Source organism: Spirillospora sp. NPDC048819 (genome assembly GCF_040650055.1).
Classification (GTDB): Bacteria; Actinomycetota; Actinomycetes; order Streptosporangiales; family Streptosporangiaceae; genus Spirillospora.
In genome coordinates, this window is record NZ_JBEZGN010000034.1 from 28,574 (window position 1) to 39,496 (window position 10,923).

Annotated in this window: 12 protein-coding genes, 1 tRNA gene and 1 pseudogene; 4 read left to right on the forward strand and 10 right to left on the reverse strand. The window is 71.0% G+C overall.

Annotated features, from left to right (window positions below):
* Window positions 1-3 precede the first annotated feature (3 nt).
* Entirely contained in the window at window positions 4-639 is a 636-nt protein-coding gene (locus tag AB0C35_RS34285) for a LysE family translocator (RefSeq protein WP_358465389.1), read from the reverse strand.
* A 155-nt stretch (window positions 640-794) separates the two neighbouring features.
* On the opposite strand from AB0C35_RS34285, the gene AB0C35_RS34290 reads away from it, so the two are divergent.
* Entirely contained in the window at window positions 795-2,333 is a 1,539-nt protein-coding gene (locus AB0C35_RS34290) for a glycosyltransferase family 39 protein (protein ID WP_358465392.1), read from the forward strand.
* A gap of 13 nt (window positions 2,334-2,346) precedes the next feature.
* Here the strand turns inward: AB0C35_RS34290 and AB0C35_RS34295 are convergent, their stop codons facing one another.
* The 4 genes from AB0C35_RS34295 to AB0C35_RS34310 all read right to left on the reverse strand — a co-directional run bounded on the left by AB0C35_RS34295 (window position 2,347) and on the right by AB0C35_RS34310 (window position 6,129).
* The gene (locus AB0C35_RS34295; protein ID WP_358465395.1) at window positions 2,347-2,988 is read right to left on the reverse strand and encodes a DUF1444 domain-containing protein; all 642 of its coding nucleotides are present in this window, start codon (window positions 2,986-2,988) and stop codon (window positions 2,347-2,349) included.
* 75 nt (window positions 2,989-3,063) lie between these two features.
* Window positions 3,064-4,566: a cobyric acid synthase gene (locus AB0C35_RS34300; protein ID WP_358465398.1), complete on the reverse strand. Its 1,503-nt coding sequence runs from the start codon at window positions 4,564-4,566 to the stop codon at window positions 3,064-3,066.
* The gene (locus AB0C35_RS34305; protein ID WP_358465400.1) at window positions 4,563-5,468 is read right to left on the reverse strand and encodes a cobalamin biosynthesis protein; all 906 of its coding nucleotides are present in this window, start codon (window positions 5,466-5,468) and stop codon (window positions 4,563-4,565) included. The genes AB0C35_RS34300 and AB0C35_RS34305 overlap by 4 nt, the downstream gene beginning before the upstream one ends.
* Window positions 5,443-6,129 (reverse strand): phosphotransferase, encoded by a 687-nt coding sequence (locus AB0C35_RS34310; protein WP_358465402.1) that lies wholly within the window; start codon window positions 6,127-6,129, stop codon window positions 5,443-5,445. The genes AB0C35_RS34305 and AB0C35_RS34310 overlap by 26 nt, the downstream gene beginning before the upstream one ends.
* Window positions 6,130-6,347: 218 nt before the next feature.
* On the opposite strand from AB0C35_RS34310, the gene AB0C35_RS34315 reads away from it, so the two are divergent.
* Window positions 6,348-6,424, forward strand: a tRNA-Arg gene (locus AB0C35_RS34315).
* 140 nt (window positions 6,425-6,564) lie between these two features.
* On the opposite strand, the pseudogene AB0C35_RS34320 reads toward AB0C35_RS34315, so the two are convergent.
* Both AB0C35_RS34320 and AB0C35_RS34325 read right to left on the reverse strand, forming a co-directional pair.
* Window positions 6,565-6,891, reverse strand: a pseudogene (locus tag AB0C35_RS34320) (transposase); the annotation flags it as partial.
* Window positions 6,892-6,913: 22 nt separating this feature from the next.
* Window positions 6,914-7,318 (reverse strand): nuclear transport factor 2 family protein, encoded by a 405-nt coding sequence (locus AB0C35_RS34325; RefSeq protein ID WP_358465404.1) that lies wholly within the window; start codon window positions 7,316-7,318, stop codon window positions 6,914-6,916.
* Window positions 7,319-7,402: 84 nt separating this feature from the next.
* On the opposite strand from AB0C35_RS34325, the gene AB0C35_RS34330 reads away from it, so the two are divergent.
* Window positions 7,403-7,963, forward strand: coding sequence for a helix-turn-helix domain-containing protein (locus tag AB0C35_RS34330; protein WP_358465407.1), 561 nt, complete (start codon window positions 7,403-7,405; stop codon window positions 7,961-7,963).
* Window positions 7,964-8,046: 83 nt separating this feature from the next.
* Window positions 8,047-8,391, forward strand: coding sequence for a hypothetical protein (locus tag AB0C35_RS34335; RefSeq protein WP_358465410.1), 345 nt, complete (start codon window positions 8,047-8,049; stop codon window positions 8,389-8,391).
* Window positions 8,392-8,581: 190 nt separating this feature from the next.
* On the opposite strand, the gene AB0C35_RS34340 is transcribed toward AB0C35_RS34335, so the two are convergent.
* The 3 genes from AB0C35_RS34340 to AB0C35_RS34350 form a co-directional block, all read right to left on the reverse strand.
* A complete protein-coding gene (locus tag AB0C35_RS34340; RefSeq protein WP_358465413.1) occupies window positions 8,582-8,869 on the reverse strand; it encodes a zinc ribbon domain-containing protein in 288 nt (95 codons plus the stop codon).
* A 251-nt stretch (window positions 8,870-9,120) separates the two neighbouring features.
* A complete protein-coding gene (locus AB0C35_RS34345; RefSeq protein ID WP_358465416.1) occupies window positions 9,121-9,753 on the reverse strand; it encodes a response regulator transcription factor in 633 nt (210 codons plus the stop codon).
* Entirely contained in the window at window positions 9,750-10,886 is a 1,137-nt protein-coding gene (locus AB0C35_RS34350; RefSeq protein ID WP_358465419.1) for a sensor histidine kinase, read from the reverse strand. The genes AB0C35_RS34345 and AB0C35_RS34350 overlap by 4 nt, the downstream gene beginning before the upstream one ends.
* Window positions 10,887-10,923 lie beyond the last annotated feature (37 nt).

Sequence of the window (10,923 nt, forward strand, 5' to 3'; positions counted from 1 at the left end):
CGCCTACTCCTTGCGGCCGGTCGCGGCGACGCTGACGCCGAGGCCGATCATCATCAGCCCGCCGGTGCCGCCGATCGCCGCGAGGCGGCGCGGCGAACGGGCGAACCAGGCGCGGGCCGTCCCGGCGGCGATGCCCCACACGCTGTCGCACAGCAGCGCGATGATCGCGAAGATGAGCCCGAACACCACCATCTGCAGGGGCACGTGACCGTGTTCCCGCACGACGAACTGCGGCAGGACCGCCGCGAAGAACACCGTCGTCTTCGGGTTGGTGACGCCCACGATGAAGCCCTGCAGGAGGGCCCGGCCGCCGCGGTCCCCGTCGTCCCGTCCGACCGCCTCCTGGAGCGAGCGGCGATGCCGGACGGCCTGCACCCCGAGATAGACGATGTACACCGCGCCGACGGTCTTCAACGCCGTGAACACGATCACGGACCGTTCCACGATCGAGCCGATGCCGACCGCGACGGCGACGGTCAGCACGAGCGCGGCCAGCACCCCGCCGACGACGCCCGCGAGGGCGGTGCGGCGGCCGTGCGCCAGCGCCCGCCCGACGACGAACAGCACGGACGGGCCGGGGATCACGACGATGACGAGCGCCATCGCGGAGAAGGCGAGCATCTGATGGATCGACACCATGACCGCACGGTATGCCCCGGGACCTCCCCCGCCCCACCGGTTTTCCGGCCGCCCGGCGGTGCCGGGGCCATGTCGGGCGGGCGCGGGGCCGTGTCCGGCTGTGGACGAGATGAAGATCGTGACTCCGTCCGGACCTGCGGCATAGGGTTCCGATCATGTCCGCCCCGGCCGCCGAGGCCTCCGATCCCGTCGAGACCACCGCCACGCCGGATTCCCCCGCCATCGCCTGGCGGCCGGTCCTGCTGATCGCCGGCGCGCTCGCCGTCGTGCTGCTCGCCGTCAGCGCCCGGTACGGCTACCACCGCGACGAACTGTACTTCCGCGTCGCCGGACGGCACCTGATGTGGGGGTACCCGGACCAGCCGCCCCTGCTGCCGCTGATCGCCCGCGCGATCACCGCGGTGTCCGGCGACTCGCTCGTCGCGCTGCGCGTCCCCGGCGCGCTCTTCTCCGCCGCCGGCGTGGTCGTCGCCGCGCTGACCGCCCGGGAGATGGGCGGCGCGCGGCGGGCGCAGCTCCTCACCGCCGGCGCGTACGCGGTGTGCCCCTTCGTCGTCGCGGCCGGCCACCTGTTCTCCACCGCGACGCTCGACCTCCTGCTGTCGACGACGATCGTGTGGCTCGTCGTCAGATGGGTCCGGACCCGCGACCAGCGGCTGCTGCTCGCCGTCGGCGCCGCGTCCGCCCTGGCCCTGAACGTCAAGTACCTGGCCGCGTTCCTGCTCGTCGCGCTCGTCGCGGGGCTGCTGATCTCGGGACCGCGCGAGTTCCTGCGGCGCCCCGCGCTCGCCGCCGCCGTGCTGATCGTGGCCGCCGCGGTCGCCCCCGGGCTGCTGTGGCAGGCCGGCCACGACTGGCCGCAGCTCGACATGGCCGACGCGATCGCCGCCGAGGGCGACTTCGCCGGACGGCCCGGACTCGTCCCGTTCCAGATACTGCTGACCGGCGTCGTCCTGTCCTGGCTGTGGATCTACGGGCTGTGGCGGACGTACCGGTCGGCGGACCTGCGGCCGTACCGGTTCCTCGGCCACGCGTACGTGCTGCTGACCGTCGTGTTCCTCGTCACCGCCGGGAAGCCGTACTACCTCAGCGGCCTCTGGGCGGCGCTGTTCGCCGCCGGGGCCGTCGAGATCGAGCGGAACGGCGCGCCGCGCGGCTGGGGCTGGGTGCCGACCGTCCCCGTCTACGTGATCACCGGCATCACGACCGCGCTGCTCACCCTGCCCGTCTACCCGGTGAAATGGCTGGCCGACACCCCGCAGCCCGTCGTCAACGCCGACTCCGCCGAGACGGTCGGCTGGCCCCGGTTCGCCGCCCACGTCGCGGAGGCCTACGGCTCCCTGCCGCCGGACGAACGGTCCAAGGCGACGATCATCGTGAGCAACTACGGCGAGGCCGGCGCGCTCGACAAGTACGGGCCCGGCCTCGGCCTGCCCCGCGCGTACAGCGGGCACAACGGCTACTGGTACTTCGGACGTCCACCGGACACCGGCGGCCCCGCGATCGTCGTCGGACCCGAGACCGAGGCGGGCGCGCCCTACCTGCGACAGTTCTGGACGGACGTGCGCGCCGTCGGCCGCATCGACAACGGCGTCGGCCTCGACAACCAGGAACAGGGCAAACCGGTGTGGATCTGCCGCGGGCAGCGCGCTCCGTGGCCGGAACTATGGCCACGGCTGAAGACGCTGTCCTAGCGCGCCGGGCGGGTCAGGGCGTCAGGACGTCCCAGGCGCCGGCGCGGCGGACCATCAGGTTGTGGGTCAGCAGGCTCCCGGCCGGCACGTCCCACGCCGGATCGCCGCCGCCGTCGCCGCGGTCCTCGGCCCACACCTGCGCGACCGCCCAGCGCAGCTTGTCGACGCCGTCCGGGTGACCGGTACCGGACGCGACGAACACGTCCCGCGCCGGGGCCGCCACGACGAGGTCGCCCTCGACGTCCTGCCCGAGCTTCTCCAGGAACCCCTCGTCCAGCAGCAGGCCCGACTCCAGGCTCCCCCGCCGGGACGGCGTCCCCGTCCCCGACAGCGACACCGTCACGGCGCGCACGTCCGGATACCAGCTGAGGCTCAGCTCGGGACGCAGGTCACGCAGGTTGATCACCGCGCGGCGGCGCAGCTCGCCGGGCGGCACGCCCAGCTCGGCGCAGTGCCGGCGGGCCACATGCTCGTAGCGGCGGCCGGCCGGGGCGGCCTCGTCGGCGATCTCCAGCGCGTAGCTCACGTACAGGTCACCGGCGAACGGGTCGCGGATCGGGTCCTCGTCCGGCGGCAGCGGAAACTCCAGCTGGACCTCGGCCGGCACCCGCGCCTTCATCAGCGGGACGATCAGACTGGACCGCGGGTCGGTCACGGGACGTTCCTCCTGATGCCTGTTGCGGCCAGTGCCTTTCGAAGGAATCACCCTACCGTCGTGGCCGTGCCCGGCTCATCGGCACGCACCCATCGGCGGCCCGCCCGGCGGAACGACGGAAAGGTTCCGCGGTGCCCCGTTCTCGATGATCCGCCACACGGCGCCGGTGTCCAGATGCTCCTCGACGAGGTCGCCGAGCGCGTCCAGAGTCGCCTCCCGCAGGGCCTCGAACGACACATCCGGGGCGGGCGTGAAATCGCGGCCGCTCTCCCTCGCCACGTCCCGGAGAAAGGCGCGCCTGAACCCGTCGTTCTCCATCGCGCCGTGCCAGGTCGTCCCCCAGACGGCCCCCTGCCGGCATCCGTCGAGGAAAGGCTCCCCCCTTGCGACCGCGACGCCATGGTGGATCTCATAACCTCGAACGTCTTCGCCGTAGGCGCTCCCTTGCGGCCGCCCGAGCGTCTTCTCCTTCCTGAATGCGACCCGCGCGGGCAGCAGCCCGAGGCCCTCGACCCGTCCCGTCCCCGACTCGACGTGATCGACGATCTCTTCGGCGAGCATCTGATAGCCGCCGCAGATACCGAGCACCGGCCGCCCGGCTCGGGCACGCGCGCAGATCTCGTCCGCCATTCCCCGCTCACGCAGCCACGCCAGATCACTCACCGTCGCCCGGGTCCCCGGCAGCACGACCAGATCGGCCTCGGCCAGATCCCCGGCGCTCGCCGCATAGCGGACGACGACCCCCGGTTCGCAGGCCAGGGCGTCCAGATCCGTGAAATTCGAGATCCGGGGAAAGCGCACCACGACGACCCTCAAGGTCTCGTTCCCGACCGGCCCCTTCGCGTCGGGCCGCGGCGCTTCCAACGCGAGAGTGTCCTCGGAATCCAGATACAGCCCGAGCTTCCACGGCAGCACACCCAGCGTCGGCCGCCCGGTGAGCGTCTCCAGCTGCTCAAGCCCCGGCTCCAGCAATTCCCTGGCGCCCCGGAACTTGTTGATGACGAACCCCGCGATCAGCGCCTGATCCGCGGGCTCCAGCAGCGCCACCGTCCCGTACAAGGACGCGAAGACACCGCCCCGGTCAATGTCCCCCACCACGACGACCGGCAAATCCGCGGCCCTCGCGAGCCCCATGTTCACGATGTCGCCGGCCCTCAGATTGATCTCGGCGGGACTCCCCGCCCCCTCACAGATCACCACGTCGTACTCGTCCCGGAGTTCCTCGAGACTTTCCCGCACGACGCCCTTGAGCCACTCCTTGTGCTCCCCGTACTGCAGCGCGTCGACCTCCGCCACTGGCCGTCCGAGAACCACGACCTGACTGCGCCGATCGCTCCCCGGCTTGAGCAGTACCGGATTCATCACGGCCCTCGGCTCCACTCCCGCCGCCTGCGCCTGCATGTACTGCGCCCGCCCGATCTCCGCCCCGTCACCCGTCACCATCGAATTCAGCGACATGTTCTGGGCCTTGAACGGCGCGACCTTCACGCCCTTTCTCGCCAGCCACCGGCACAACCCCGCCGTGACCACGCTCTTCCCCGCGTCCGACGTCGTCCCCGCGACCAGGAGCCCGCTCACCGCAAACCCCAGACCACGGCCGCCGCCGCGAACGTCACCGCCGCCGAAAGCCGCACGGCCCTCCCGATGTCCCGCACTTCCGGGGCCCTGCCGTCCCCCATTTCGGGACGCCGCTCAACCCGTCCCCCGTACTCGTTGACGCCCCCGAGCCGCACCCCGAGCGCCCCGGCGAACGCGGCCTCACAGCGTCCCGCATTGGGACTCGGATGCTTCCCCCCGTCCCTGAGCAGCACCCGCCACGCAGCACGCCCGGAAAGAGCCGCGACCAGAACACCCGTCACCCGGGCCGGAACCCAATTGGCGACGTCATCCAGCCTCGCCGCCGCCCACCCGAACCGCTCATACCTCGGATTCCGATATCCGACCATCGCATCGAGCGTGTTGACGGCCCGATACATCAGAAGCCCGGGAACACCGCCCACGGCCCCCCACACCAGTGGAGCGACCGACGCGTCCGAAGTGTTCTCCGCCACCGACTCCACAACGGCCCGCGCCAGCCCCTCCGCATCGAGACCACTCGGATCCCGCGCACACAAATGAGAAAGCCGCCCCCTCGCCGCTTCCAAATCCCCTCGCTCCAAGACCCGGGCCATGACAAGCCCCTCACGCCCCAGCGACGTCCCCCCGAGCACAACCCAAGTCACCCCAGCGGTCATAAGGGCATGCGCGACCCGTCCCCGGGCAACCGCCTGAAGCCCAACCCCCAGCACCCCCGCACCCCCCACGAGAACCCCGGTGTGAACAATCCCCCGCCACCGCGAATCCCCGTACGAGAACCGCTCCGCCACCGACGCGACGCGCCCGAATCCCGCCACCGGATGCCACTTCTTCGGATCCCCGAAAAGCGCGTCCAACGCCACCCCGAGAACAAGACCCTCACCAGAGACGCGCATCAAGCTCATCCCAGTACCGCTCCAGCCAGTCCTGCGCCCGCCGTATCCGCTGCCCGGCACCACCGCGCCACATCCGCGCCCAACCTCCGCCGCCTTCCGCCCGAACCTGCATCGCCCGATACGACCGCTCGAACCTCACCCGGGCCGCCGGCAGCACGTCCCGCCGCTCCCCGGCGTCCAACCCGTACGCGTCACAGAAAATCCGCAGCCGCCGCCCAACATCGACCCGATAAAGCAACGCATCCCTATCAGCCGGATCGGCGATCGGCCCCCAATGCCGCAACGCCGTCACCACATCGAACAACCGCGTCGTGGGCCGGGCCAGATCAAAATCGATCAATGCCACCGGCACCCCGCCGCGGAAGACCACGTTCTCCGGCGTCACATCGCAATGCCCGATGACCTCCGGCTCCCCGTCCAGATTCGACGTCTCCCCGTCCCAGGGCGCCCCTTCCGGCGCCTCATAGGACGCCACCGCCTCGTGATACCGCCGCAGCAGCCGCCCGACACCCCGCAACGCCTCATCGGAGACCACATGCCCCGCCAGCGGCCGCCGCGGCACCTCCCCCGGCACCCAGCTCAGAACCTCCCGCCCCCGCCCATCGACCCCGAGCACCCGCGGCGCCCCGTCGAACGCCACCGCCTCCAGATGCCGCAGCAACCCGTGCACGGCCGGACTGTGCGCCCCGAGCGGCCTCCGCACCGTGTCCCCGACCCGCACCACGCCCTCCGAAACGTCCCCGCCGGAGAGCGGCACCTCAAAGTTCACCGCCACAGCACCCCAAGATAAGACCCACCCGCCCACTTCCGCCCGGTAAGGCCGTTATAGATGTGGAGCCTGAGGACCCTCACCCTTACACTGTGTCCCGGCGTCCCGCCGGGCGCCGAGCGCCCGTAGCTCAGCTGGACAGAGCATCGGACTTCTAATCCGACGGTCGCGGGTTCGAATCCTGCCGGGCGCGCCACCCCCACCAGCAGTCTTACCACTGCCAAGATCCACAATTCTGTCCCGGCTCGTCCCCATGTTCGCTCGGCTGTCGCCGACCGGTCGCTGGGCAGGTGGACGATGTGGCCTGGTGGTTCAGAACGGCTGTGCCGCAGAGCGGTTTCCGCCGGTCAACGACACCACCAGCGGGGTGCCGTGCCCGTCGGTCACCACGTGGTGTTTCGAGCCCGGCCGGCCGCGGTCGACCGGGCTCGGACCGGTTTTGGGCCGCCCTTGAGCGCGCGGACATGCGAGCTGTCGATCACCGCCCTGGACCAGTCCAACTGCCCGGCGGCGTGCAACTCCTCCAGCAGCAGCGGTGCAACCCGTCCCACACCCCGGCCCGGTGCCACTCGGCCAAGCGGCGCCAGCACGTCATACCCGACCCGAACCCCAACTCCTGGGCAGGAACTCCCACCGGATCCCGGTGTGCAGCACGCGCATCACATACGCATTTCGTTATGACCTCTTAGGCCAGGGCCTCGGCGATCGCCGTGCGGTCCTGGTACTCGCGCCAGTGCGCGATGCGTCCGTCCCGGGCGCGCAGGACCACCACGAATGCGGCGTGCGCTTGCGTGCTGTTGCCCGGCATAGTGGCCACAATCTGGTATTCGGCGATGATCACCTCTGGGTCGGCAGACTCGTGGATTACCACTTCCTGGAACTCCTCGAACACGATCGGGAGGGCCTCACGGCCCGCCCGGGTCATGGCCACGACCTCCTCCCGGCCCGCGACCCTGCGGCTTCCCGCGGGAGCGAACGGCATCTCCACTACGACGTCAGCGGCCAGCATCTCCTCGTCGAGGCCGGCCTGGCCGGCGAGGACGTTGTCCTGGAAGCGGGCGAACAGGTCTCGTGGGGTCTGCGCGGACATGGGCGGTCCCTTCACAACGAACTAAGATGAGTGGCAGCTCATGAAAATATGAGTCTCGACTCATCTTGTCAACGGTTGGACGAAATGACACCGAGCAAGCCCATGCGCGCCGACGCCCTGCGCAACCGCACCCGCATCCTCGCCGCCGCCGAGGAGGTGTTCGCCGAACGCGGCGCCTCTGCCTCCACTGAGGAGGTCGCCGCCCGTGCCGGCGTCGCCATCGGGACGGTCTTCCGCCATTTCCCGACCAAGCGCGACCTCCTCGCCGCAATCATGAAAGAGCTGCGAGAGAGCCTCATCGTCAAGGCGGAATCCCTCATCGCCGCCGGCGATGAGGAAACCGCGTTCTTCGACTACTTCACCTTCCTCGTCGAACGCGCGGCCAAGGTCGGCACCGTCGTGAGCCTCCTCGCCGAGGAGGGCACGTCCATCGAGCCCGGCGAGCAGGTCATGGCGCTCACCCAGACATTCGGGTCACTGCTAGACGCCGCTCAAGACGCCGGAGCCGTTCGCCCGGAGGTCCGCCTCGATGAGGTCATGGCCCTCCTCACCGCCACCACCCACGGCGCCCTGGCCGCCGCCTGGTCCGACGACCTCCGCCACCGAACGGTGACCTTGCTCCTGAACGCACTCCGCACCCGTTGACATCGCCCTTCCATTGCCACCCGCCACCGTCGCTCAAACCAACGCACAAACAGGGCCGCACCGCCGCAGGACATCATGGGCGCATGAGCGCCTGGGTCTACATACGAGGTTGGCTGGAGTTTTATGGGCAGAAAGCCGACGCCGAGCAGATCATCCGCCGCGGGGACCCTGCGGGATGGGCCTTCCCAGAAGGCGGCTGGCTCGACGCGGCGTGTTATGCCCGAGCCGTTCGCTCCCAGTACTCCGATGACGTACTCGACCAGGTCCGAGAGATCGCCGCCCTCCCCGCCACCGACGAGGACGACGACCGTGTATGTGGACTCTTCCTCGTCTTCCACGAGGAAGGACACCAGACCGAATGGCAGATCAGAGACGGACAGGTCCTGGTCGGCCAAGCACCGGCCCGCTATGACTACCTCTGGCATTGACGCGTTCCCCGGCATGAATGCCGGAGACTCGGCTTGCCGCGCCGTTGCCGGTGCGGTCACTTCCGTGGCTTCCTGCTTCACCGGGCTGTGCCCCCGACCGGAGTCCGGGGTCTTACCTGCCCCGCACAGGCGTTTAAGGTCTCCGCCTCCCCCGGACGCAGGGGTTTTCGTCCGGCGGCGACCAGAGGCATCACCTGGGGGCGATGCGGCGTCTCTCGGTCAGGATGTTGCGGGCGGCGTTGACGTCCCGGTCGTGCCCGGCCCCGCGCTCGGTGCAGGTCCAGGCGCGGACGTGCAGGGGTTTGGGGCCGTCGTGGGACCCGCACCGCGAGCACAGTTGCGAGGACGGGAACGCACGGTCCACCCGCGCGAACGCCCGCCGGTGCCGCTGCGTCTTGTACTCCGGCATCGCGACGAACGCCGACCAGCCCGCGTCGTGCACCGATCTGGCCGGCCGGGTGCGCGCCAGTCCCTTCACACACAGGTCCTCGACTAGACCGCTTGGTTATCGCGGGCCAGTGCCGTGGAGAGCCGGTGGTGGAACCCGCGGCGCGCGTCGGCGGCTCGCGGCCTCTCACCTGGATGGACGTGATTCTCGGCAAGCGCAAGGCCAGGGAAGCGGATTGGTCCGGGCCTAGCGCCGGTATGCACGCTCGTCTCCGGACCGTCCGCGGCCTCTGGTCCGTTGTGGCGGCCGCATTGGTCAAGCCGATCGCACTCGGCCCGGGCTCAGGATCGCCGGAGGAGTCCGCGTTCCAGTGCCACCACGACCGCGCGGGTGCGGTCGCCGACGTCGAGCTTGGCGAAGATGCGTAGGAGGTGGGTCTTGACCGTGGCCTCGGCGATGACCAGGCGGCGGCCGATGTCGGCGTTGGACAGGCCGTCGGCGACCGCGGTCAGCACGTCGATCTCGCGGGGGGTCAGCGGGATCTGGGCGGGGCGGCGCATGCGGGCGACGAGGCGTTCGGCGACGCGGGGCGCGAGCACGGTCTCGCCGCGGGCGGCGGCGTGGATGGCGGCGACGAGTTGCTCTCGGGTGGTGTCCTTGAGCAGGTAGCCCATCGCGCCGGCCTCGACGGCCCGTTCGATCTCGGCGTCGGTGTCGTAGGTGGTCAGGATCAGCACCCGGGTACCGGACGGGACGATCTCGGCGGTGGCGGCGACGCCGTCCATGACGGGCATCCGCAGGTCGAGCAGGACGAGGTCGGGGGCGAGCCGGCCGGCCAACTCGACCGCCTCGCGGCCGTTCCCGGCCTCGCCGACGACGGTGATGGCGGGCTCGGCGGTCAGGAGTGCGACCAGGCCGGAGCGCATCACCGTATGGTCGTCGGCCACGATCACGCGCAGGGGGGAGTCGGTCATTCGGGGTCCGCGGGGATCAGGGCGAGGACGCGGGTGCCCTCGCCGGGGGAACTGGTCACGGTGAGCTCGCCGCCGAGCTCGGCCAGCCGCCGGCGCATGCCGTCCAGGCCGAAGCCGCGGGCCTCGCCGACCGCGAAGCCGCGGCCGTCGTCGGTGATCTCCAGCTCGATGCCGTGCGGGTGCCGGGTGAGGACGACGCCGACGGTGCCCGCGGCGGCGTGCTTACGCACGTTGGCCAGCGACTCCTGGGTGCAGCGCAGGAGCGCGATGCGGGCCGGCTGGTCGCACCGGACGTCGGGCAGCTCGGCATGGAGAGCGATGCCGGTGTCCTCGGCGAAGCGGTCGAGCGTGCGGCGCAGGGTGCGGGCGATCGTCCGGTCGGCCCGGGGCATGCCGCCGGCCTGGGACGGGGCGGAGCCGACCAGTGCGCGGGCCTCGGCGAGGTTCTCCCGCGCGGTGCGTTCGATCGACACCAGCTTGGCGGGGTCGGTGCGGGCCGCCTCCGCCAGGACGACGATGGAGGCGAAGCCCTGGGCCAGGGTGTCGTGGATCTCGCGGGCGAGGCGCTCGCGCTCCTCGGCGGCACCCTGGCGCTGGTACGCCTCGGCCAGTTCGCGCTGGGTGCTCGCGAGCTCGCCGGCCAGGCGGCGGGCCCGCTCGTCGCGCTGCTCCAGGACGCGGTGCATCCAGAGGCCGAGCAGGATGCCGGCCGCGGCGCCGATGAGGGTGAAGACGGCGTTGCCGGACAGCTCCTCCCCGCCCCGGCGAACCGTCCCGGCGAGCGTGAGCGCGGCGGCGACGCCGATGAAGGCGACCGCGTGCCGCGGGCTTCTGGAGTGGATCCAGAAGAGCGGGAGCGACACGATGAACATCGCCGCGCCCCCTCCGAGCAGGAAGGACATCCCTCCTACGCCGAGCGTCAGCGCGCACAGGAAGGCGTACGGGCCGGTCACCCGGACGAGCGCGTGGAAGAGGGCGAGTGCCGCCAGCAGCGCCAGCGCCGGGTACAGCGTCGCGGCGGGACGGTCGTGCACGGCGATGGCCGGCGGGCACAGGCCGAACAGGACCCATACGGCGACGTACCACCGGTGCAGCGCCCGGACCCGGTCGCCGGGCCGCGGCTTCAGATCCATGAAGGTCAGCGTACTTCCAGCGAGTGCGGCTCCGCGG